The organism is Actinokineospora xionganensis, assembly GCF_014323725.1.
GTDB classification, from domain to species: Bacteria; Actinomycetota; Actinomycetes; order Mycobacteriales; family Pseudonocardiaceae; genus Actinokineospora; species Actinokineospora xionganensis.
The window spans coordinates 15,961-37,708 of the sequence record NZ_JABVED010000033.1 but is presented as its reverse complement, the minus strand read 5'-3'; the positions used below and the strand labels follow the sequence as shown (position 1 = coordinate 37,708).

The 21,748-nt window shown below is 71.6% G+C and carries 19 protein-coding genes and 1 pseudogene; 12 read left to right on the top strand and 8 right to left on the bottom strand.

What is annotated here, in order from left to right; genetic code table 11:
* From GPZ80_RS33530 to GPZ80_RS30710, 3 genes and pseudogenes are all read left to right on the top strand, one after another.
* A pseudogene (locus GPZ80_RS33530) lies at window positions 1–438 on the top strand (hypothetical protein); the annotation flags it as partial.
* A complete protein-coding gene (locus GPZ80_RS30715; protein ID WP_187224606.1) occupies window positions 435–1,697 on the top strand; it encodes a cupin domain-containing protein in 1,263 nt (420 codons plus the stop codon). The pseudogene GPZ80_RS33530 and the gene GPZ80_RS30715, both read left to right, overlap by 4 nt.
* Window positions 1,694–2,554 carry a ferredoxin family protein gene (locus tag GPZ80_RS30710; RefSeq protein WP_187224605.1) on the top strand — a complete coding sequence of 287 codons (861 nt, stop codon included), beginning with the start codon at window positions 1,694–1,696 and terminating at the stop codon, window positions 2,552–2,554. Before GPZ80_RS30715 ends, GPZ80_RS30710 begins: the two co-directional genes overlap by 4 nt.
* Here GPZ80_RS30710 and GPZ80_RS30705 read toward each other — a convergent pair.
* From GPZ80_RS30705 to GPZ80_RS30695, 3 genes are all read right to left on the bottom strand, one after another.
* Window positions 2,535–3,710, bottom strand: coding sequence for a hypothetical protein (locus GPZ80_RS30705; RefSeq protein ID WP_187224604.1), 1,176 nt, complete (start codon window positions 3,708–3,710; stop codon window positions 2,535–2,537). The genes GPZ80_RS30710 and GPZ80_RS30705 overlap by 20 nt on opposite strands.
* Complete coding sequence (locus GPZ80_RS30700) at window positions 3,707–5,518, bottom strand: dynamin family protein (RefSeq protein ID WP_222720109.1); 1,812 nt, start codon at window positions 5,516–5,518, stop codon at window positions 3,707–3,709. Before GPZ80_RS30700 ends, GPZ80_RS30705 begins: the two co-directional genes overlap by 4 nt.
* A gap of 89 nt (window positions 5,519–5,607) precedes the next feature.
* Entirely contained in the window at window positions 5,608–7,674 is a 2,067-nt protein-coding gene (locus GPZ80_RS30695; RefSeq protein WP_187224603.1) for an IniB N-terminal domain-containing protein, read from the bottom strand.
* 278 nt (window positions 7,675–7,952) lie between these two features.
* Here GPZ80_RS30695 and GPZ80_RS30690 point away from each other — a divergent pair, with 278 nt between their 5' ends.
* Together GPZ80_RS30690 and GPZ80_RS30685 are read left to right on the top strand one after the other, a co-directional pair.
* On the top strand, window positions 7,953–9,374 hold the full coding sequence (locus GPZ80_RS30690; protein ID WP_187224602.1) for an Hsp70 family protein: 1,422 nt from the start codon (window positions 7,953–7,955) through the stop codon (window positions 9,372–9,374).
* Complete coding sequence (locus GPZ80_RS30685; protein ID WP_187224601.1) at window positions 9,371–11,764, top strand: LuxR C-terminal-related transcriptional regulator; 2,394 nt, start codon at window positions 9,371–9,373, stop codon at window positions 11,762–11,764. The genes GPZ80_RS30690 and GPZ80_RS30685 overlap by 4 nt, the downstream gene beginning before the upstream one ends.
* Here the strand turns inward: GPZ80_RS30685 and GPZ80_RS30680 are convergent.
* Window positions 11,761–12,138, bottom strand: a complete 378-nt coding sequence (locus tag GPZ80_RS30680) for a DUF1707 SHOCT-like domain-containing protein (RefSeq protein WP_187224600.1) — start codon at window positions 12,136–12,138, stop codon at window positions 11,761–11,763. The genes GPZ80_RS30685 and GPZ80_RS30680 overlap by 4 nt on opposite strands.
* Window positions 12,139–12,350: 212 nt before the next feature.
* Between GPZ80_RS30680 and GPZ80_RS30675 the strand changes: the two genes are divergently transcribed.
* The 3 genes from GPZ80_RS30675 to GPZ80_RS30665 are packed head-to-tail and all read left to right on the top strand — an operon-like array spanning window position 12,351 to window position 14,690.
* The gene (locus GPZ80_RS30675) at window positions 12,351–12,698 is read left to right on the top strand and encodes an MmcQ/YjbR family DNA-binding protein (RefSeq protein WP_187224599.1); all 348 of its coding nucleotides are present in this window, start codon (window positions 12,351–12,353) and stop codon (window positions 12,696–12,698) included.
* A 52-nt stretch (window positions 12,699–12,750) separates the two neighbouring features.
* Window positions 12,751–13,017 (top strand): hypothetical protein, encoded by a 267-nt coding sequence (locus tag GPZ80_RS30670; protein WP_187224598.1) that lies wholly within the window; start codon window positions 12,751–12,753, stop codon window positions 13,015–13,017.
* Window positions 13,018–13,049: 32 nt separating this feature from the next.
* Entirely contained in the window at window positions 13,050–14,690 is a 1,641-nt protein-coding gene (locus tag GPZ80_RS30665; protein WP_187224597.1) for an ABC-F family ATP-binding cassette domain-containing protein, read from the top strand.
* A gap of 49 nt (window positions 14,691–14,739) precedes the next feature.
* On the opposite strand, the gene GPZ80_RS30660 is transcribed toward GPZ80_RS30665, so the two are convergent.
* Window positions 14,740–14,955, bottom strand: coding sequence for an antitoxin (locus GPZ80_RS30660; RefSeq protein ID WP_187224596.1), 216 nt, complete (start codon window positions 14,953–14,955; stop codon window positions 14,740–14,742).
* Between the two features lie 93 nt (window positions 14,956–15,048).
* On the opposite strand from GPZ80_RS30660, the gene GPZ80_RS30655 reads away from it, so the two are divergent.
* On the top strand, window positions 15,049–15,771 hold the full coding sequence (locus tag GPZ80_RS30655) for a TetR/AcrR family transcriptional regulator (protein WP_187224595.1): 723 nt from the start codon (window positions 15,049–15,051) through the stop codon (window positions 15,769–15,771).
* Here GPZ80_RS30655 and GPZ80_RS30650 read toward each other — a convergent pair.
* On the bottom strand, window positions 15,752–16,540 hold the full coding sequence (locus tag GPZ80_RS30650) for an isocitrate lyase/PEP mutase family protein (RefSeq protein ID WP_312880664.1): 789 nt from the start codon (window positions 16,538–16,540) through the stop codon (window positions 15,752–15,754). The two genes, GPZ80_RS30655 and GPZ80_RS30650, sit on opposite strands and share 20 nt — an antisense overlap.
* Before the next feature lie 163 nt (window positions 16,541–16,703).
* Between GPZ80_RS30650 and GPZ80_RS30645 the strand changes: the two genes are divergently transcribed.
* Window positions 16,704–18,158, top strand: coding sequence for a DNA-3-methyladenine glycosylase 2 family protein (locus GPZ80_RS30645; protein WP_187224593.1), 1,455 nt, complete (start codon window positions 16,704–16,706; stop codon window positions 18,156–18,158).
* Window positions 18,159–18,258: 100 nt separating this feature from the next.
* On the opposite strand, the gene GPZ80_RS30640 is transcribed toward GPZ80_RS30645, so the two are convergent.
* Both GPZ80_RS30640 and GPZ80_RS30635 read right to left on the bottom strand, forming a co-directional pair.
* Window positions 18,259–19,515: a nucleotide sugar dehydrogenase gene (locus tag GPZ80_RS30640; RefSeq protein WP_187224592.1), complete on the bottom strand. Its 1,257-nt coding sequence runs from the start codon at window positions 19,513–19,515 to the stop codon at window positions 18,259–18,261.
* A gap of 26 nt (window positions 19,516–19,541) precedes the next feature.
* Window positions 19,542–19,859 carry a hypothetical protein gene (locus tag GPZ80_RS30635; protein ID WP_187224591.1) on the bottom strand — a complete coding sequence of 106 codons (318 nt, stop codon included), beginning with the start codon at window positions 19,857–19,859 and terminating at the stop codon, window positions 19,542–19,544.
* A 169-nt stretch (window positions 19,860–20,028) separates the two neighbouring features.
* Between GPZ80_RS30635 and GPZ80_RS30630 the strand changes: the two genes are divergently transcribed.
* Window positions 20,029–20,835 (top strand): DUF3050 domain-containing protein, encoded by an 807-nt coding sequence (locus tag GPZ80_RS30630; protein ID WP_187224590.1) that lies wholly within the window; start codon window positions 20,029–20,031, stop codon window positions 20,833–20,835.
* 226 nt (window positions 20,836–21,061) lie between these two features.
* Window positions 21,062–21,598, top strand: coding sequence for an EF-hand domain-containing protein (locus tag GPZ80_RS30625; RefSeq protein ID WP_187224589.1), 537 nt, complete (start codon window positions 21,062–21,064; stop codon window positions 21,596–21,598).
* Window positions 21,599–21,748: the final 150 nt, after the last annotated feature.

Sequence of the window (21,748 nt, the reverse complement as noted above, 5' to 3'; positions counted from 1 at the left end):
GCGGAAGGCACGCCCGGCGGGCACGACGGTGGCGCCGATGGCGGTGCCGATGGCGGCGCCGGTGGCGGCGGGTTCGGCGGTGGCGGCTCGGACGGCGGTGCCGACGGTGGCGCCGATGGCGGTGCGGGCACCGGCGGCGGTGGCTTCGGTGGTGGCGGCGGAACCGGCGGCGGCGCTGGTGGCGGCGGATTCGGTGGCTCCGACGGTGGGGCCGACGGTGGCGCGGATGGTGGGGCCGGTGGTCGCGGCGGTCAGGGCGGCGGCTTCGGCGGCGCGGACGGTGGTGCCGACGGCGGCGCCGGTGGTGCGGCGACCGGCGGCTCCGGTGGTGGCGCGTACGGCGACACCGAATCGGGCGGCCGGGCAGGCAGCGGACTCGACGACGAGACCGGCCGCGGCCGTGGCGAGGAAGACTCCGGCGGCTTCGGCTCCCGGTGAGCACTGTTCCCGGCGGGCGGGCCGGGCGGTCCACTGACCGCCCGGCCCTCGGCCGCTGCGTGGCGGCCGATCCCGAGCACTTCGCCTCGGTTCACTGGGGCCGGTCCCCGCTGCTCAGTCCCGCGGCCGAACTGCCCAAGGGGTTCGACGACCTGCTGACCCTCGCGGGCGTCGACGAGCTGCTGTCCAGACGCGGCCTGCGCGCGCCTTTCCTGCGGGTCGCGAAGAACGGCGCCGTCGTCGGGTCGAACCAGTTCACCCGCGGCGGCGGGGTCGGTGCGGAGATCGCCGACCAGGTCGCCGACGACCAGGTGACCCGGCTCTTCGCCGACGGCCACACGCTGGTCCTGCAAGGCCTGCACCGGATCTGGCCGCCGCTGATCGACTTCGCCGGGCAACTCGGCGTTGACCTGGGCCACCCCGTGCAGATCAACGCGTACATCACGCCGCCGTCGTCGCGCGGGTTCGCCGCCCACTACGACGTCCACGACGTGTTCGTCCTGCAACTCGACGGCACCAAGCGCTGGCACATCCACGAGCCAGTCCACCGCGACCCGCTGCGCGACCAGCCCTGGGACCGCCGTGCGGACGCGGTCGCGGAGCGGGCCGAGCAGCCGCCACTGATCGACACGGTCCTCTCCCCGGGGGACGCCATCTACCTCCCGCGCGGCTACCTGCACTCGGCGACCGCCCTGGGCGGGGTCTCCGCCCACCTGACCGTCGGAGTCCACGTCCTGACCAGGTATGCGCTGGCAGAGGCGCTGCTCGCCCTCGCCGCGGACGACGTCGAGCTGCGCTCCACCCTGCCCCTGGGCATCGACGCCGCAGACCCGGCCCAGCTCGCTCCCCACCTCGCCGAGACCGTCACCGCCTTGAGTGAGGCCATCGCCATCGCCATGGCCGACCCGGCCGACGTGGCCCGGCGCGTGCGCGGCCGCGTGTGGCAGGGCAACCGGCCGAGCCCGATCAGCCCGCTGGCCCAGGTCGCCGCCGCCCAGTCGGTGGCGGAGGGCATGCGGGTGCGCGTCCGCCCGGGCCTGCGGTTCCGGATCGAGACCGCGGCCGACCGTGTGCGACTCGAACTGCCCGATGATCAGCTCTCGCTACCGATTTCCACGGTGCCCGCGCTGACCATTCTGCTCGACGGACATCCTTGTGTGGTGGGGGAAATCCCCGGATTGCCCGTGGCCGACCAGATCGTCCTGGTGCGCAGGTTGCTCCGGGAGGGAATCCTGGTCCCCATGGGTGATCCGGTGTGACGCGCGAGCGGTGTTCGGACGGCTGCCTGCGCCGCGGCGACCTGATCGGGGCGAGTGCGCCGCCGGTCCATCACTGGGTGCTGATCGAACAACCTGGGCCGTGGGGTCCGGACGCGCTGTGGGACTCGGCGCTGACGCCGAAGGTCGCCCGGTCGGTGACGGAACAGGCCGCCGAGATCGGCGCCCGGGTGTTGTTGATCCGCCGTCCCGGAAGGTCGGCTCCGGGCCCGCGCCAGTGGGCCTTGGTCGACGCGCGGGAGGAGCGGTTGTGGTGGAACGAGTTCACCGATCACGATGAACTGCTGGACCTCGGTCTCACCGACCCGCGCGGGGAACCTTCGGAGGAGCCGATCTACCTCGTGTGCACCCACGGCAGACACGACACGTGCTGCGCGGTTCGCGGTCGTCCGGTCGCGGCGGCGCTGGAGGCCGCGCGGCCCGGGCGTGCCTGGGAATGCTCACACGTGGGCGGCGACCGGTACGCCGCGAATCTGCTGGTCCTGCCGCACGGTTTCTACTTCGGCCAGGTCGAAGCCCGTGCCGCGGCGGGAATCGCTGATGACTTCGAGGCTGGACTCCTTGACCTGCAACGGTTGCGTGGGCGGTCGACGTTCCCGCCCGCGGCGCAGGCGGCGCAGCAGTTCGTGCGGGAGCACACCGGTGTGCGCGATATCGAGTCGTACCCACCGGTGTCGGTCGAGCGGGTCGCTCATGAGCAGTGGGAGGTGGAACTGGCCGGTGGCTGGCTGGTCCGGGTCCGCGCGGTCTTCGAACGCAGCGACACCCCACTGACGTGCCGCGCGAAGGTACCCGCCGCGATCCGGCACTTCGAACTGGTCAGTGTGCGTAGGCGCTGACCAGGGCCTCGCAGCTGCGGGCGATCACCGCTGCCGCGCGGCGTTCCCGGTCGGCCAGGCGGGGGTCCTCGGCGTGGGCGCGCCAGCGCAGCAGGGCGTCGTAGGCCTCGCCGGACATCGACAGTCTGCTGGACGGGTCGGTTCCGCGGCCGCCCAGCAGTGCGGTGGCTTCGTCCGCCGCTTCGCCGAAGGACACGCGACCGGTGCGCAGTGCCGCGAGGAGGCGGAGTTCGCGGAAGTCGTGGGCGCCTGCCAGGACCCGTTCCAGGTCCGCCGCGATCGTCGCCGCGTCGGGGCGGGGTTCCATGCGCAGCACCATGTCCAGGGCCATCATCGCCGAGCGGGCGCGCAGGACCGGGGCTCGGTCGACGAAGCAGGCGCCGATCGACTCGCGTAGGTCGGTGATGCCGCTGGCCCTGATCAGGCCGGTCGCCACGCCGTCGCGGTCGCGGATTCCCCGGCGCACCAGGCTGATGCCGATTCGGACGCCGAACAGTCCCAGCCTGCGCAGCAGCGCGGTGTGGATCATCGGGTCCATCGCGATGAAGCGGTCCACCGACAGCAGGGCCGCGTCGGCCTCCGGGCGGGGCAGTTGGCCGATCCGGTCCAGTACCGCGAACTCGTCGACCGACAGCGTCGACCCGCCCACCGCGAGCAGACCCGCGACGGCGACGACGTCCTGGCACAGCCCGGTCAGCTCCGGGGACTTCGCGTTTCGGCGGGCTACCTGCCGGGCGGAGACGAGTGCGTCGATGCGGCCCGCGCCGAGTTCGTCGGCCCGGGAGAGGACGACGATGGTCGAGACCGGCGTCGCCCGGGCGATCGGGTGGTCGGGGCGCAGTTTGGCGAGGTCGGATCCGGGCTGCGGCAACAGGTACACCGTCGCGTCGGCGTCGACATGGTGGTCGGCGCTCGGGTCGATCAGCTCGACCTCGCCTGGCCAGTCGACGACGAGCCGGTCGGTGCCGATCACGTCTCCGACGATCGCGCTGAGCATCGTGGTGCGCCCGGAGTCCGCGGGCCCGACGATCGCCAGCCGCAGCGGTCCGCGCAGCCGAGCCTGGTGCGCCCGCAGGAATCCGTCGGCGCGCGGGCTGTCGCGGTAGACGGCGAGAGCGCGGTCGAGCAAACCCCAGGCCAGCTCGTCCAGCGTCATGCGGTGAGTCCCCGCGGGGCGGGCAGTGTCTGCACGGCGTCGACCCGGCCGCGCAGAGCGGTCAGCGTCTCCAGGCCGCGGCGGACCTCGGCGGCGCGGCCGCTGCGCAGGGCCGCGGTCGCCTCCAGGTCGCGCTTGATCTCGCGGGCCGACGCGGTCGCCTCCTCACGCAACCGCTGGGCGACCTCGCCGAACCGGTCCCGCAGCGCCCGGTGGATCACCCGCATCGCGTCCTTCGTCTCCTTGCCATAGGACAGGAAGAAGTCGTCGACATGGCGCTGCGCGGTGGTCTTCGCGATCGCCTGCCTGCGCTTGAGCCGGGCGCCGCGTTCCTCGAACACGCTGCGCGCGCCGAAGGCCGCGCCCGCGCCGATCGAGATCGGGTTGATCAGCGGCATACCGGCCAGCGTGGTCGCGAGACCGGACATGAGCAGGCCGCTGTAGGACCCACGCAGGCCGACGAACAGCTTCTGCACGGGTGTGAACTTCTCGATGTGCGGCTTGCGGAGCCCGTCGGTGCGCTCACCGGACAGCTCACGCAGCACTGACGCGGGCAGCCGGTCCGCGTCGGGGACGACCTCGCGGGCGATCCGGTTGGCGATCCACTCGAACCGCTCCAGCAGCCAGTCGGAGTTGACCTCGGCGAGTGCGGTGAGGCTCTCGGTCATCCACTCCTCGAACTCGTCCCACACCTTCACCGGGTCGGCGACCTCGAAGTAGTCATCGACCTCGCGCAGAATCTTGCGGGTGCGGTCGCGCAGGTCGTACTCCACGTCCGACATCAGGTCGGCGACGTCGTCGCTGAGCTGGGTCTGCCAGCGGCCCGCCTCCCGCTGCAGCTCTTCGACCCGGCGGCCCGCGGCGTGCCAGTCGGCGAGCGCGGCGGCGTCGGTGGTCGGGGTCGCGGCCTCGAACTCCTCGCGCAGCGGCGCGATGAGCTGGTCGAGCGCCAGCCTGCTCGTCGCGGCGGCCGCCTTGGCGATCACGGCGCCCGGGTCGGCCAGGATCGACTTCTGCAGGTGGGTGATCAGGTCGCCGAAGCCGGACTCGGTGTTGAGCTTGCGGTCGTCGGCCCGCACGGCCGCCAGCCGCAGGGCCGAGGACACGGGGATCACCGTCGAGGGCAGCCCGGCCTCTTCCAGCGCCCGCCGGTCGGCCTCCGCGACGTCCCGCCAGTCCGGCACGATGTCGATCTTGGTGAGGACGACCACGACGGTCGGGCACAGCCGCACGATCTGGCTCAGCACGTCCAGTTCCAGCGCGGTCAGCTCGCCGGTGGCGTCGGTGACCAGCACGGCGGCGTCGGCTTCGGCCAGCGCGCCCATCGCCCGAATGGTCCGGGGGCACCGCGCGTCGCCGACGGCGGGGGCGTCGACCAGGACCAGGCCCGCGCTGAGCAGCGTGCGGGGCAGGCCGATCTCGGAGCGAAGGACGTCGTCGCGGACCTTCGCGAGCTTGTTGGCCCGGGCGCTCACCGATTCGACAGGGGCGCCGGAGCGTTCGATGGAGCCGCCGAGCGCGGGCCGGACCGATCCGGTCACAACCGACGCGGTCGGGGTCTCGGCGTGGCGGACCACGGCGGGGACAACGGTGGTGACGTCGTCGCCGACCGCGCACACCGGGGCGTTGATCAGGGCGTTGACCAGTTGGCTTTTGCCCTGACCCGCGCGGCCGAACATGACCACGCGTCTACCGGGTTCCAGCAACCGGGCCCGGCGCAGCAGGAGTCTCTCGGCGAGATCCGAGCGGTCGTGCGCCGCGCAGGCGCGGATGGTGTCGTCCAGGATTCCGAGCCAGGGCGGTGCCATCACCCGGTCGAGTGTGCCGTGTTCGGCCATCAAGGTGAAGAAGGCGGGGTCCGTTGTGACCAGGACCCCGCCTTCACCGCACCCGGTGCTTAGAGACCGAGGTTGAGGTCGTTGACGAGTCCGCCCACGTCAGGCAGGCCGGCGTCGCCGGTCACGGCGCCCAGCGGGCTGTCGTTGACCAGGCCGCCCACGTCCGGCAGCGCCGCGCCGAGGTCGGGCAGCGGGTTGGCGACCGGCAGGTCCGGCAGACCCGGCAGGCTGACCGGCAGGTCGGTCGGCAGGTCGACCGGGAGCTCGGTCGGCAGGTCCGTCGGCAGGTCGACCGGCAGGTTGGTCGGCAGGTCAGCCGGGATGCCGACCGGCGCGGCGGGCAGGTTGGCGATCTGGTCGGCGACGGTGGCCGAGCCGGACTCGATGTGGTCGGCCACGTCGGCGCCCGTGCTGGTCAGGAAGCCACCCAGGTCGGCCGTGCTGGACGCGACCGCGCCCGCGACCAGGCTGCCGCCGGTGGAGACGTAGTTCGCGACCGTGGTGCCCGAGATGTCATCGGCGCCACGCAGCAACTCGGCGTCGAGCAGGTCGGACGGGTCGGTGCCCAGCTCGGGCAGACCGGCCGACGGCAGGCTGTCCAGGCACGGGACCTCGAGGGCCGGGAGAGCGGGCAGGGCCGGGACCTCGACGGGCAGGCTGTCCAGCGAGGGGACGTCGACGGGCAGGCCGTCGAGCGACGGGACCTCGAGGGCCGGGAGACCCGGCAGGCCCGGGAGGGCGTCAAGGGACGGGACCTCGACCGGCAGGCCGTCCAGCGAGGGCACGTCGACCGGCAGGCCGTCCAACGACGGGACGCCGCCCAGCGACGGAGCCGACAGCTCCGGCAGGGACAGCTCCTGGCCTGCGATCGAGACACTCGCGGCGAGCTCGCCCGAAGCGGCCAGCGCCAGGTCGGCGGTGATGCCACCCAGCTCGACGCCACCCGCGGCGCCGTCGGTGCCCAGGCTCAGGGCACCGCCGTTGGCGCCGAGGACCGAGTCGCCGCCGAACGCGACGCCGACACCGTCGGTGCCCGCGGTCAGGCCGCCACCCAGGCCGCCGAGGCCCGCGACGTCGCCGCCGAAGACGGTCTCGACGCCTTCGGTGGAGCCGGTCACGCCCGAGGACATGGCGAACTGGTCGGTCTCGACGCCGAAGGCGCCGCTGGCACCGTCGACACCGACCGACGATCCGCCGGAGACGGCGGCCATGGCCGAATCGACCGCCGCGGCGGTCTCCAGGCCCTCGGTCGAGCCCTCGACGAGGCCGCCCAGTGCGAACTGGTCGGTCTCGATGTTGAGGATGCCCGCGCCGCCGTCGAGGCCGAGGTTCGAGCTGCCGGTCACGGCGCCCAGTGCGGAGGTGCCGCCGAACGCGGACTCGACGCCGTCGGTCGTCGCGGTGACGACGTTGGAGCTGCTGAAGAAGTCGGTGTCGAGGCCCAGGCTGCCGGTCACGCCGTCGAGGGTCGCGTCGACGACGCCTTCGCCCGCGAACTGCGCCGAACCGGCGGAGACGACGCCCGTGAGGCCGTCGAGGCCGTAGGCCAGCTCGCCCGCGCCGCCGCCGAGGACGGTGTCGAGCGAACCCGCGCCGACGCCCTCGGTCAGGCCGCCGTCGAAGACCGCGGACAGCAGGGCGTTGTCAGTGCCGCCGACCAGGGAGCCGGTGACTCCGTCGAGGGAGCCCGCGACGTCACCGGCGCCCGAGAGGCCGTTGAGGTCGGCGAGCCCGGTCAGGCCGCTGGTCAGGGAGCCGTCGGTCTCGCAGTGGCCGTCGGTCTCGGACATGCTGCCCGCGACGTCGGCGACGGCGGTGAGCTGCTCGATCGCGCTGTCGCAGGTCGGCAGGTCCAGGCCGCCGAGGCCCGGGGTGTCGACGACCAGCGGGATGACGTCCTGGACGTCCTGGGCGGTGATGTCGCCGAGACCGGCGCCTGCGAGGGCGGCAGCCGGGTCCTGGGCGAAGTCGGCGCGAGCGGACTCGTCGGTGAGCAGGGTCAGCACGAACTCGTGCAGGGTCTGCTCCTGCGGCTCGACCTGCGTGGTGGTCGTGGCCGTGGCGGTGGCGCTGCCGGAGGCGGACGCCTCGGTGGGGGCAGTGGCGGGCTCAGGGGTGACGCTCAACGACTTCTCCATTTCGAGGGACTTGCATGACGTGCGGGGGAGGCAGGTCGCCCAACGGCCGGGGGCATCGGCCTGGGCTGTCGACGATCAACTTATGGATCAAGGCCGAGGGCTACATCGGGGATCACTCCGAGTCTCAGGGACTCACTCGAATGGGTGATACGGGGATGCCCGTTAGGGGATTAGGGGGTCACCGAACGAACACCCTGGGTTGCCGTGCGGGATCGCGCGCCTGGTACGAACTGGGGCCTGAGTCGCCGCCATCCGGAGGAACGCGAATGCCCTATGTGCTCGGCATCGACGTCGGTCGCACCCGCGGCGCGGCGGCGGTCTGTCGGCGCGTGGGCAGCTCGTTCGGGCCTCCAGAGGTCGTCCCGATCGACGGCGGAAACCGCTGGACCCGATCCATGATCGCCATCTCCACCGCAGGTGAAGTGCTGGTCGGACAGGCCGCGGAGCACCGGGCCGCGATCGAGCCGGACCGTGTCGCCCGCGACTTCATGGCCAGGGTCGGCGACGGCGTGCCGGTCCTGCTCGGTGGCGAGCTCTACCCGGCGGAGACACTCGCCGCGGCCGTGGTCGCCTGGATCGCCGACGTCGTCGCCCAGGCCGAGGGCGCCCAGCCGGAGCGGGTCGCGGTCACGCACCCACCCGATTGGGGGTCCTTCCGTCGTGGCCTGCTGCGGGAGGCGCTGGCCGCCGCCGGCCTGCCGGGGGTGTTGCTGCTGCCCACCGTCGCCGCCGCCGCGGAGGCCGCGCACCTGCGTGAGCCGGTGCCCGCGGGCACGGCGCTCGCGCTGACCCTCATCGGCGGCAGGCACTGCGAGCACGCCGTCCTCTACCGGGGGCAGACCGCGTTCGACCTGGTCACGCACGTGCCGATGGTCGAGCCCGACGCCGGGGACCACCTCGACGACCTGCTGGCCTGCCACGTCCTCTCGGCAGGCCCGGAGCACGCCGCCGACCCGGCCGCGATGATCGAGTTCCGGCTCGCCTGCGTCGCGGCCAAGGAACGGCTCTCCGTCGCCTCCGAGGTGCGCGTCCCGCTGCCCTACGCCCCCGGCGACCTGACGGTGACCAGGGCGTTCTTCGACGAACTCGCCCGGCCCGCGCTCACCTCCGTGGTCGACGACCTCAGCCTGATCACCGCGGGCGTCCCCGCCGACCAGCTCAGCGGGGTGGTGCTGGCGGGTGGCACCGCCCGGGTCCCGCTGCTCGCGTCGCTGGCCACCGCGCGCCTGGACTGCCCGGTGGCGGTCGAGGAGGACCCGGCGACCGCCGCGTGCCGGGGCGCCGCGCTGGCCGCCCGCCCGCAGCTGGGTCCCGCGCGGTTCGCGGGCGGCGGCCATCTCACCGCCGACGCCAGTCACCCCGGGTTTCGCCCGACGGGCCCGGCTGGTGGGATAGTGCCTCCAGGTGATTCGTCACCCCTCGCCGTCGACGGGAGCCACCCGAGCTTCCGGCCGGCGAGCGGACAAGCCAGCGATCCAGGGTTTCCACCGGCAAGGGCGCAGTCGGCGGATCCCGCGGAAGATGTGAAGGAGCGTGCGGGGGTGCGCCTGACCGAGCCCGTACTACGCAAGCGCGGACGTGAAGAGCCACCGCCGCCGCGCCCCCCGGTCGAGATCATCGCGCTGGAGCCGCCGCCCAGGCGTTTCGTCATGCCGAAGCGGTCCCGGCGCGGTGAGGACGACCGTTGATCCCCGGCTACCCGCTCCCGAGCGAACTCGTCCTCGACGACCCGACGCGGCGGCTGTGCGCGGCGATCGTCTCCGGCGGGCTCGCCCCCGTCCGGCTCGCGGTGATCGCTCCCGGCGGCTACGGCAAGACCGCTCTGCTCGACCTGCTGGCCACCGCCGAGGGCGCCAAGCGCTGGCGGCGCGGCGTCGACGGCGCGTCACTGCTTCTGGTCGATGACGCGCATCTGTTGACGGAAAAGGACTTCAGTGAACTGGCCGCGCACGCGGCGGACAGCGCTACCGGGCTGGTCGTCGCCGCCCGGCCGCGACCCCGGCCCGACGGGCTGACCGCGCTGCTCGGCAGGCTGCGCGGCCAGATCGTGCTGCGCCCGTTCGACCGCGACCGAGTGGCCGAGTGTCTGCGCGCGATCACCGGCGCGGCGCCGTCGGCAGCCGTGGTCGACCTCGTGGCCGCGCAGACCGGCGGGGTGCCCGGCCTGGTCCACCGGCTGGCCCCGCACGTCGGCGCCGGGACCGTGCCCCGCGCCGCCGTCGAGGAGTTCCGGTTCGAACTCGACCGGCTCAGCCCGGACGCGCTGCGGGTGCTGGTCGCCGCCGAGGTCGGGATGGGAGAGGTCGACCTGCTCGCAGGGCTGCTGGCCCGCTCGCCCGCCGAGGTGGCCGACATCCTCGACGAGGTGCGCGGCACCGGTCTGCTCGACCTCACCGGCGAGCTGCTTCCCTTGGGCGCCAAGGTGTTGCGGGAGCTCGTCCCGGCCGATCAGCGGGACGCGGTGTTCGGCCCGCTCGCCGACCTGCGGCTCGCCCGTGGCGGCCCGCTCGGCGACGCGGCCCTCGCGCTGCTCGGCGCGGGCGCGGGCGGATCGTCGGTGGCCGCGGTCTTCGAGGCCGCCGCCGCACAGGCCGACCCGGGGGTGGCCGTGCGCCTCTACGCCGCCGCGGCGGAGGCGGGCCACCCGGTCGACGAGGTCCGTCACGCCGAGGCCGAAGCCATGTCCGGCGACATCGATTCCGCGCTGCGCCGCGCCGATGCCGTGGTCTCCGCGACCGGGAACCCGGCCGCCGCGCGGATCGCCGCCGCCGCACTGGCCCACCGCGGCCAACTCGCGCGCAGCGCCGAGCTGTACCAGTGGTCGGGTTCGGCGCTCGCGGCCATCGGCCTGGCGGGCACCGGGCGGGTCGACGACGCGCGGACCGCGCTCAAACAAGCCGACAGCGGCGAGCGACCGACCCTGCTGGCCGGCGCGATCACCGCCCTGGCACAGGGAATCCTGTCCTCGCTCGACGAATCGTGGCCCACCGCACTGTCCACTGTGGCCCGTGCGGCGGAGATGCTGGAACCCGTCGGCGGCACGGCGCTCCTGCCGGACAGTCCGGCCGCGGTCGCCGCGATCATGGCTTCGCACAGCGGCGCCACCACGCTCGCCGAACCACTGCTCGACCGCGCCATCGCCGCCGAGACCGGTGCAAAGGTGCTGGTCAACCGGCATCGCCTGCTGCGCGCGTGGATCGCGATGACCCGCGGCGACGGGCCCGCGGCGGCCGCGGTCGTGGCGGGCCTCACCGACCTGACCCCGCGCGACGCGCAGTTCGCGCTCGGCATGGAACTCGGGATCGCCCGCCGGGGCAGCGATCTCGGTGCGCTGCGCCGGTCGTGGGACCGCGCGTGCGCCACGCTGGTGCGCACCCCGGTCGACCTGTTCACCCTGCTGCCGCTGGGCGAGTTCGCCGTCGCGGCGGCCCGCCTCGGCGACCGCGACCGGCTGGTCCCACAGCTCGACCAGGCCTGGGACCTGTTGCGCCGCTTGGGGAATCCGCCGCTGTGGTCGGCGATGCTGCACTGGTCGTGCCTGCACGCGGAGATCATCGCCGAGCGCCCGGACGCGGCCGAGGCGCACGCCGCCGCGCTGGCCGACACCGCGGCCGCGAGCCCGTTCCACACCACGATGTCGCACGCCGCGCAGAGCTGGCGGCTCGTCCTGGCGGGCACCGTGGACGCCGAGCACGTCGAGTCCGCGGCCCGGGGTCTGCACGGCGCGGGCCTCGGCTGGGACGCCGCGCGCCTCGCGGGCCAGGCGGCGATCCGCACCGCCGACCGCAAGGCGATGGTCGGCCTGCTCGACTGCGCCCGCGTCCTGCAGGGCCCGGGCGCCGCGGCCCCGGTCGTGGAGGACCGCTCCGGGGCGGCCCGGCTCAGCGAGCGGGAACTGCAGGTCGCCGGCCTGGTGTTGGACGGTTTGACCTACAAGCAGGTGGGCGACCGGCTGTTCATCTCGGGCAAGACCGTCGAGCACCACATGGCCCGCATGCGCTCCCGCCTCGGCGCCACCAGCCGCAGCGACCTGCTCGCCCAGCTGCGGGCGCTGTTGGGTGAGAGGCCAGGGGTCTAGGACATCATGAAGATGACGATGCCGATGATCAATGCGGGGATCAGCGCCAGCCAGAACTTGGTGATGGCCACGACCACCACCGTGGCCACCGCGGCGACGATGGCGAAGACCGTGATGATCGTCCGGTCCTTGGTCCCGGCCTTCTCGATCAGCGGATCCTTCGCGGCGGGGACGACCGGTCGGGCGGACTCCCGCACCGGGAGGTCGGCGAACAGCGCGTCGAGGTCGGCCTTGGTGCGCGCCCGCGTGGCGGCGTCACAGCGCGACTCGTACTCACCGACGTCGATGCGTCCCTCGGAGAAGTGCTCGCCGAGCTCGTCGATCGCCCGCTCACGCTCAGCGGTGCCGACGCGGATGTTTCCGTCCCGAGCCATGCTCCTCACTCTACGTTGACATCCTCCCCCGCTTGAATGCTGGGGATTTCAACAGCAACCACCGCACAAGGAGGAGGTCGCGTTGAGGTTCACGGTTCACTGGCTCACCCGACGGCGGGCCTCCCCGTGCGGTCACGGCATGCCCTGCCGCGAGATGCTCCTTGTGCTTACGATTCCTCCTGGCTTGAGTATCGGAACATCACGGTGATGGCATGGTGACTGTCGGGGAGATCAGGGCGCTGGCGCTGTCGCTGCCGCGCACCGAGGAGGCCTTGGTCCACGACCGCGTCAAGTTCCGCGTCCGCGGCCTGGTGTACCTGGCCCTGTCCCGTGACGAGACGGAACTCGGCTTCGCGTACCCGAAAGCCGAACGGGCCGCGCTGATCGAAGCCGAGCCGGACGTGTACTTCATGCCGATCCCGTCGGACGAGCGGTTCAACTGGGTCCGCGCCCACCTCTCGAAGCTGACCCCCGACCGCATGCGCGAACTCGTCGTCGACGCCTGGTGCATGGTCGTGCCCAAAGGGGTGGCCGCGCAGTACCTCGCTCGCGAAGGGTGACCGCCGGATCCACCCAAGAGTGTTACTACATTCGAGTGATTCCTATGTGATCATGAGGCGCGTCGATCCAACCAAAGTTCGGGGGAACATGGACGTCAGGCAGGATTGGCCCGAACGCGGCCGGACCGTCACCTTCTCGCAGTGGGACTTCGAGGCGGGGAAGGCCCGGTTCATCGGGATCGGGGTCGTCGCCGGCCCCGCGCAACAGCATCCCTACCTCGACCTGTACCGGTTCCCGATCATGCCTCGGCCCGGTGATGAGAGGGCCGTCCCCGAATGGATTAACGAGTCGGACATCATTGACGTCGTGCCGCGCTAGAACCAGCGGGCCACGAAACGGAGTGTGTGTCGATGAGCGCGACCCTGGTGGCCAAGGCCCTGGCCGCCGGGCACGGTGACCGTGCCCTGTTCTCCGGGCTCGACCTGGTCGTCGCCCCCGGTGACGTGATCGGGCTGGTCGGGGTCAACGGCGCGGGCAAGTCCACGCTGCTGCGCACGCTGGCCGGGCTGCTTCCCGCCGAGCAGGGCGAGGTCCGGCTCAGCCCGTCGAGCGCCATCGTGGGCTACCTGCCGCAGGAGCCCGACCGCCGTCCCGGCGAGTCGGTGCGCGCGTTCCTCGCCCGGCGCACCGGTGTCGCCGACGCGCAGGAGGCCATGGACGCCGCCGCCGAGGCGCTCGGCGCGGGCACCGCGGGCGCGGAGGACGAGTACTCCCACGCCCTGGAGCGCTGGCTGGCGCTCGGCGGGGCCGATCTCGACGAGCGGGCCGAGGCGGCGGTCGCCGATCTCGGGCTCGGCGTGGGGCTGGACCAGGAGATGGTGTCGCTGTCGGGCGGTCAGGCCGCGCGGGCCGGGATGGCCTCACTGCTGCTGAGCCGCTACGACATCTTCCTGCTCGACGAGCCCACCAACGACCTCGACCTCGACGGCCTGGCCCGGCTGGAGGACTTCGTCTCCGGTCTGCGCGCGGGCACGGTCGTGGTCAGCCACGACCGTGAGTTCCTCACCCGCACGGTCACCGGCGTCCTCGAACTCGACCTGGCCCAGCAGCAGATCCGCGAGTACGGCGGCGGCTACGCGGCCTACCTGGAGGAGCGCGAGGTCGCGCGCAGGCACGCCCGCGAGGAGTACGAGGAGTTCGCCTCCACCAAGTCCTCCCTGGAAGACCGGGCCCGGATGCAGCGCGGCTGGATGGACAAGGGCACCCGCAACGCCCGCCGCAAGGCCACCGACAACGACAAGATCGGCCGCAAACTGCGGTCGGAGTCCTCGGAGAAGCAGGCCGCCAAGGCCCGCCAGACCCAGCGGATGATCGAGCGGCTCGACGTGGTCGAGGAGCCGCGCAAGGAGTGGGAGCTGCGGATGGAGATCGCCGCCGCGCCCCGCACCGGCGCGGTCGTGGCCGCCCTGCGCGACGCCGTCGTCCAGCGCGGGGACTTCACGCTCGGGCCGGTGTCGCTGGAAATCGGCTGGGCCGACCGGGTCGCGATCACCGGGGCCAACGGCGCCGGGAAATCGACGCTCCTCGCGGCGCTGCTCGGTCGGACCGAACTCACCTCAGGCGAGACGTACCTCGGGCCGGGTGTCTCCGTCGGCGAGGTCGACCAGGCCCGCGGCCTGTTCCTCGGCGACGAGCAGCTCTTCGACGCGTTCAGCCGGGAGATCCCGGACTGGCCCACCGCCGACGTGCGGACCCTGCTGGCGAAGTTCGGCCTCAAGGCGCACCACGTCCTGCGCCGGGCCTCGACCCTGTCGCCTGGCGAGCGCACCCGCGCCGCACTGGCGCTGCTGCAGGCCCGCGGAGTGAACCTGCTCGTGCTCGATGAGCCGACCAACCACTTGGACCTCCCCGCGATCGAGCAGCTCGAGTCGGCCATGGCCGACTATCCGGGCACGCTGCTGCTGGTCACCCACGACCGCCGAATGCTCGACGCGGTCGCGGTTAACCGGCGGTTCGTGGTGAGCGACGGGTCCGTCTCGGAAAAAGACTGACCACGGACTCCCCTTTGGCGGCACCCAGGGGGAGTCCATGGTCAGCCGGTCAGGCGGCGGGCGTCGTCGGGTGCGCGGGCAGCTTGGCGCGCAGCTTGCGCAGCGCCCCGTCGATCTGGGTGTGGTACTTGCCCTTGGTGCGCTGGTCGATGATCCGGCCTGCCTTGGTCGCCGCCCGGTCGACCTTCTCCGGGTGCTTGTTCGCGTACTTCCTCGCGGCCGCCGCCGCCCCGGCGAGGGCGGCGAGCTTGCGTAGCTTCGGCATCGGTACTCCTTTTCGGCTTGGCCGTTCAACGTTGCAAGTACCCAGGAAGGTTCCGCTCCATGCGCTTGTCCCTGCACCGATAGTGTTCTATGTATGCCGACTTACGCATCCGTTGACAAACCGCGGCCCAGATCACGGGACGCCGCGGGGCTGCCCGCGGTCACCGCGGAGCGGATCGTTGACGAGGCCCTGGCCCTGACCAGGGAGCAGGGGCTGGAGAACTGGACCCTGCGCCAGCTCGCGGGCGCCGTCAGCGCGTACCCGGCTGTCGTCTACCACCACGTCGGCGACCGCGAGGCCGTGGTCGCCGGGGTGATCGAGCGGGTCGTCGCCGAGTTCACCGTCCCGGAACCGAAGCAGTGGCGGGACTGGTTTGAGGAGCTTCTCCTCGATATGCGGCCGGTGCTGCGGGCCGCGCCGGGAGTGGCCCGCAGGCTCGCGCTGTACGGGCCGATCGTGGCCTCGGCGCGGCGCGTCATCGACCGGGGCGTGCGGGTGCTCGACGCCGCGGGCTTCGGCGACGAGAGCGTGCTCGTGTGCAACGTGCTGCTCACCCAGGCCTGCCAGTTCGTGGCCCTGGAGGACGACCGCGAGCACAGCCCCCGGCTGCGGGCCGAGGCCGCGGCGGTCTTCAGCTCGTACCGCGACCGCGAGGACCTGCCGGGACTGGCCGCGACCGGCCGGTTCGTCTACGAGATGACGCAGCGGCCGGGCGGCGTCGAGGCCTACTACGACGAGTTCTTCGCTTTCGCCATAGCCCGCATTCTCGACGGGGTCGCCGCCCGGCTCACCGTCCTCAGTGGAACAGGGCGTTGAGCTCCGACCACGTCATGCCGCCCGCTACCGACTGGTAGGTGCCGGACCCGAGCAGTTCCTCGGCCGCCCGGCGCGCCAACCCGTATGCCGCCTCCGCGACGGCCGCGCCCAGGCTCGCCCGCGCCACACCGACGCCGCCGAGTTCGGCGATGCTCGGCGCGCCCGGCCCGACCATGATGTTGACCGGCGCCGGGATCTCGGCCACCAGCGCCTTGATCGTGGACAGGTCCGCCACGCCCGGGACGAAGACACCGGACGCGCCAGCGTCCAGATAGGCCCGTGCGCGGCGCACTGTCTCGTCGAGACGGAAGCCCTCATCGCCGACGCCGCGCAGGTACACGTCGGTGCGCGCGTTGATGTACAGCGCGACACCCGCCTTGTCCGCGGCCGCGCGCGCGGCGGCGAGCCGCTCGGCCTGCGCCGCGGTGTCGCGCAGCGGACTCGTGTCCGTCCGGAACGAGTCCTCGATGTTCACCCCGACCGCGCCTGCCGCGAGCACCCCGCGGACCGTCTCGGCGACGTCGGTGGCAGTGGCGCCAAATCCAGTCTCGATGTCGGCGGTGACCGGCACGTCGACCGCCGCCACCACCCGGGCGATCAGGTCCAGGGCGAGCGAACGGTCGAGCGCGTCGCCATCGGCGGCGCCGAGGCTCCACGCGACACCTGCGCTGGTGGTGGCCACGGCGGAGCAGCCCGCCGCGACGGAGACACACGCGCTGGCTACATCCCAGGCGTTCGCCAAGGCCAGGACGGGCGTCGCTGTGTGCAACTCATGAAATCGCGCTGCGTGATCTTGCTGGGATGTCTTCATGCCGGGAAGTCAACCAGCGGCCACCGACATGGAGTAGCGAGAATTCGACAGTACTGGCAAGTGGCAGGTCAAGTCGATTTTTGGCTAGCCCCGCCACCTGCCGGACCTCCATCCTGTGCGGGTGCATGACGACTTCGACCGCTGTATGCGCGCCGTTAACGCCAAAGATTCCAGGTTCGACGGATGGTTCTACACCGCGGTCCGCACCACTCGCGTCTACTGCCGACCCAGTTGCCCAGGGATGCCACCCAAAGCCGAGAACATGGCGTTCTTCCCCAGCGCCGCCGCGGCCCAGCAAGCCGGGTTCCGTGCGTGCAAGAGGTGTCGTCCCGACGCGAGTCCTGGTTCGCCACAGTGGAACGCCCGCGCCGACCTGGCCGCCCGCGCGATGCGGCTCATCGCCGACGGGGTGGTGGACCGCTCCGGGGTCCCCGGTCTCGCCGCCCATCTCGGCTACAGCGTTCGCCAAGTGGAGCGACAACTGCTCGCCGAGTTCGGCGCGGGGCCGCTCGCGCTCGCCCGCGCGCAACGGGCCCAGACCGCGCGGCTGCTGATCGAGACCACCGAACTGCCGATGAGCGAGGTGGCCACCGCGGCCGGGTTCGGCAGCATCCGCACGTTCAACGACACCGTGCGGGAGGTGTTCGCGCTGCCGCCCACCGCCCTGCGGCAGCGCGCGGGCAGACCCGCGGCGGGCTCGGGTGTGCTGACGGTGCGATTGCCCTACCGTGAACCGCTTTCCGCCGACCAGCTTTTCGCCCAGCTCGCCGCCACGGTGGTTCCCGGTGTGGAGGAGTGGCGGGACGGCGCCTACCGCCGGACCCTGCGCCTGCCGCACGGACACGGCATCGCCAGCCTGCGTCCCGCCGCGGGGCACGTGATCTGCCAGCTCACCCTGACCGACCTGCGCGACCTGTCCCGGGCGATCAGCCGGTGCCGCAGGCTGCTCGACCTCGACGCCGACCCGATGACCGTCGACGACACGCTCGCCGCCGACCCGATCCTGCAGCCGTCGGTCCGGAAGAACCCGGGCCGCCGCGTCCCCCGCACCGTCGACGGCGCCGAGTTCGCCATGCGGGCCGTGCTGGGCCAACAGCTCACGACCGCCGCCGCCCGCGCCCACGCGACCCGGCTGATCGCCGCCCACGGCGAGTCGGTGCGTGACCCGATCGGCGGATTGACCCACCTTTTCCCGTCGCCGCAGAGCATCGCCGCCCTCGACCCGGACGTCATCGCCCTGCCCCGGACCCGCCGCGACACCCTGATCGGCCTGGTGACCGCTCTGGCGTCGGGCACGATCGACGTCGGTGTCGGCGCCGACCGCGACCGGGCCCGGGCCCGGCTGGCGGCGCTGCCCGGCTTCGGGCCGTGGACGGTCGAGACCATCGCCATGCGGGCCCTTGGCGACCCGGACGCGTTCATCCCCAGCGATCCTGGGCTACGCGCGGCGGCCCGGGAACTGGGGTTGACGAGCAACACCAACAGCCTGGCGGTCCGCGCCGAGTCGTGGCGCCCTTGGCGCGCCTACGCGATGCAGCATCTCTGGGGAATCACCAGTCCGCCTCCCCGGAATTAGATCTGGTCACCGGTGTGTGGTGGGTGCGGGTTGGTGCACACCGTGGTCGGCCCCGTCACGGTCCCTTCGGTGGTGGTAATCGTGCGGCCGCTTGTCCGCCCTATAGGCGTTCCACGTGTTCTCCGTCCATGCGGCCGCGGGTGTCGAGGACCGCTCGTGCCTGACGGCTGATCTTCGCCAGGTCCAGTGAGCGGTGGTCTTGCAGCAGCACAACCAGATCCGCCGCCCGCACGGCGGCGTCCACATCGGACTCGGCGCACACCGGTTCGCCGTCCACCAGGAATCCCGACACGTACGGGTCGTGAAACCCGACTCGGACGCCGAGGGTGCGCAGTTGGCGCACCACCCCGGTGGCGGGGGTCTGGCGCACGTCACCGACGTCCGGTTTGTACGTGACCCCAAGGAGAAGCACCCGAGACCCATACACCGTGCCGCCGTCGCGCGCGAGGATGTCGTGCGCCCGGCGGACCACATAGCCGGGCATGCCCGCGTTCACCTCCTGCGCGGCGGTGATCATCGAGCACGGGAGCCCCTCGGCGCGGGCCCGGTTGGCCAGGTAGCGCGGGTCAACCGGGATGCAGTGCCCGCCGACGCCGGGGCCGGGTGAGAAAGCCTGGTAGCCGAACGGTTTCGTGGCCGCGCAGCGCAGGACGTCCCAGACGTCGACATCGAGCCGGGCGCACAGGACGGCGAGTTCGTTGACCAAGGCGATGTTGACCAGCCGGTAACTGTTCTCCAGCAGCTTCGCCGTCTCCGCCTCGCGCAGGCCCGCCGCGACCACGACCGAGTCGACCAGCTCCTCGTAGAACGCCTCGCATCGCTTGGCGCACAACGGGGTCAGGCCGCTCACCACTTTCGGGGTGTTCTCCAGCGCGTGTTCGCCGTTGCCGGGATCGATGCGCTCCGGGGAGTACGCCAGGTTGAAGTCGACGCCCGCGACCAGCCCGGTGCTCTCGAGAAGGGGCAGCAGCACCTCCTCGGTGGTGCCCGGGTAGCTGGTGGACTCCAACACCACGAGCGTGCCCGGCCGCAGTCGGGCCGCGACCTCGTGGCCCGCTGCCATGACCGCGCGCAGGTCGGGCTCGCCGTCGACCAGACCGGTCGGGACACAGACCACCACGGTGTCCGCTGTGGACACCGTGGTGAAGTCTGTGGTCGCGGTGAACCCCTGGCGCAGCATGGTGACTATGTCGGCGTCGGCCGCGTCCTGCACGTGCGACCGGCCTGCCATCAGCCCCTCGACCACGTCGGTGTCGGTGTCCACGCCCGCGACGCGAAGTCCTGCGGCGCAGGCGCGACGGGCGAGCGGAAGTCCTACGTAGCCAAGGCCCACGACCACGAGATCCACTGCGAACAAGGAGTTCCTTCCTTCGGTGGATCGCGTCAGGCCTTGAAGCTGCCGACTGCGCTGACGTGCGTGCCGTAGCCGGGTTTCACCTTGGCGAACGGATCGATCGGCACGAAGCAGAGCGGGTCGGCGTAGATGGTGATCACTTTGTCCGTCTGGTTGAAGATCAGGTGCGTGCCCGCGGGCAGCGACTGGCAGCCCTGGGGGTCCTTCCAGACCTCGAGCGGGGTGAATTCGTGGGTGAACGCGACGACTTGGCCCGGCCCGCGCGGGGTCTCCGCGCTTGCGGGTGAGGCGAGCGCTGTCGACGCTCCGACCGCCAAGGCGATCAAGGCCGACTGGACGAGCCGCATGGTTCCTCCCTGGTTCTTGTCCGATCACTCCATGCTCGCCCTATTCCGCCGTCGCCGCAGTCGCCGATTCGGGTACGTATTTTTCACCCTATTGATAGGTGGCGCGTGTAGTTCCATTCTCCTTAACGTCCGGATCGTCATCAACCTGTCGGGAAAGGGCGGGCCGCAGATGAGCCGATATGACTGGGCGTTGTCGCATCCGGGCATCGACCGTATTCGTGCCACGATCGAGCCGATACGCACCGAAGTGACCCGTCACCCGATTTACCGCCGGATGTCCACGACGGGGGACGCGGCGGTGTTCATGGCTCACCACGTGTTCGCGGTGTGGGATTTCATGTCGCTGCTCAAGAGCCTGCAGCGCGAACTCACGTGCGTCGAGGTGCCCTGGGTGCCCACGACGCAGCCGATCAGCAGGCGGCTCATCAACGACATCGTGCTGGTCGAGGAGAGCGACGAGTTCGGCGAGGGCTACGTCAGCCACTTCGAGCTCTACCGGCACGCGATGGCGCAGGCGGGTGCCGACACCGGGCCGATCGACTCCTTCCTGGACCACTTGCGCGCCGGTGTCGAGGTGGAAACGGCGCTGGTCAAGGCCAGTGCGCCGGTTCCCGCGGCCGAATTCGTCCGGTCGACATGGGAGGTGATCACGCGGGCTCCGGTGCACTGCCAGGCGGCGGCGTTCGCCTTCGGCCGGGAGGACCTGATCCCCGAGATGTTCGACCAGGTGGTGGCCGCCGCGGACGGTCGGCTGGACCTCTTCGGCGAGTACCTGGTGCGCCACATCGAGGTCGACGGCGAGCAGCACACCCCGATGGCGATGCAGATGGTCGCCGACCTGTGCGGCCCGGATGGCGTGAAGTGGAGCGAGTGCGCGCGCACGCTGGTCGGGGTGCTGCGGGCCCGGGTCCGACTCTGGGACGGCATCTCCACGGCGCTCGACCAGCGGTGTGCGAGTGCGGCGACAATTGCGTGAACAAGTATTGATATGAACATTCGGGTGTGACCGAAAAGCGTACCCGTCCGCCACTGGTCACGGTGATCTCGAATGGTTGACGAATAAGTACACCCGAAAAGGGGCGACGAGAACCGGCGTCGATTCGGTGAGCTTGCTAATGTCGAATCACGGAGCCGTCGAATGGGCGCGAACAACGCCGGGGCTCCCACCGCGGAATCCGTCAAGAATTCAAAGGAGCATGGTCGTGACCGCTAGCGTCCAGGACACCCGCCTGAAGCGTCGTTTCGAGCTGTGGGACAGCAACGGAGACGGCACGATCGACAGGACGGACTATGAGACCGAAGCGCGTCGAATCCTCAAGGCCTTCGGTGAGCAGGAGACCTCACCGAAGGGACGCGCGCTGCTTTCGGCGTACCTAGGCATGTGGGACAAGCTCGCCTCCCAGGCCAAGGTCGGCGCCCAGGGGAAGGTCACCCTGGAGCAGTTCACCGACGTCTCCGAGCGCGAGATCGTCGAGGGTGGCGACGCGGGCTTCGACCGGAACCTGCGCCCGACCATCGAGGCCATCGTCAACATGTGCGACACCGACGGCGACGGTGAGGTCAACCCGGCCGAGTTCAAGCGCTGGATGAGGGCCGTGGGCGTGGACGAGCGCCAGGCCGACTCGGCTTTCCGCCAGATCGACTCCAATGGCAACGGTCAGTTGACCGTCGAGGAGCTGGTCACCGCTGTCCGCGACTATCACCAGGGCGTGAACGACGTTCCGCTGCTGGGCCGCTGACACGGACCACTCACAGCCCCCGGGGACGACCTCCCCGGGGGCTGTCCCGCCCCCCACCAATCCGCGAGTCCAACGTTCAGAACAGTGAGTCCAACCTTCAGGACAGTGAGTCCAACGTTCAGGACAGTGAGTTCGCATTTCGCGACGCAC

Bases quoted from the DNA above. Each gene is read 5' to 3' on its own strand.
- GPZ80_RS30665 (WP_187224597.1), top strand. From the start codon at position 13,050: ATGAGCGCGACCCTGGTGGCCAAGGCCCTGGCCGCCGGGCACGGTGAC.
- GPZ80_RS30670 (WP_187224598.1), top strand. From the start codon at position 12,751: ATGAGGCGCGTCGATCCAACCAAAGTTCGGGGGAACATGGACGTCAGG.
- GPZ80_RS30635 (WP_187224591.1), bottom strand. From the start codon at position 19,859: ATGCGGCTCGTCCAGTCGGCCTTGATCGCCTTGGCGGTCGGAGCGTCG.
- GPZ80_RS30690 (WP_187224602.1), top strand. From the start codon at position 7,953: ATGCCCTATGTGCTCGGCATCGACGTCGGTCGCACCCGCGGCGCGGCG.
- GPZ80_RS30630 (WP_187224590.1), top strand. From the start codon at position 20,029: ATGAGCCGATATGACTGGGCGTTGTCGCATCCGGGCATCGACCGTATT.
- GPZ80_RS30660 (WP_187224596.1), bottom strand. From the start codon at position 14,955: ATGCCGAAGCTACGCAAGCTCGCCGCCCTCGCCGGGGCGGCGGCGGCC.
- GPZ80_RS30675 (WP_187224599.1), top strand. From the start codon at position 12,351: ATGGTGACTGTCGGGGAGATCAGGGCGCTGGCGCTGTCGCTGCCGCGC.
- GPZ80_RS30680 (WP_187224600.1), bottom strand. From the start codon at position 12,138: ATGGCTCGGGACGGAAACATCCGCGTCGGCACCGCTGAGCGTGAGCGG.
- GPZ80_RS30700 (WP_222720109.1), bottom strand. From the start codon at position 5,518: ATGGCACCGCCCTGGCTCGGAATCCTGGACGACACCATCCGCGCCTGC.
- GPZ80_RS30655 (WP_187224595.1), top strand. From the start codon at position 15,049: ATGCCGACTTACGCATCCGTTGACAAACCGCGGCCCAGATCACGGGAC.
- GPZ80_RS30705 (WP_187224604.1), bottom strand. From the start codon at position 3,710: ATGACGCTGGACGAGCTGGCCTGGGGTTTGCTCGACCGCGCTCTCGCC.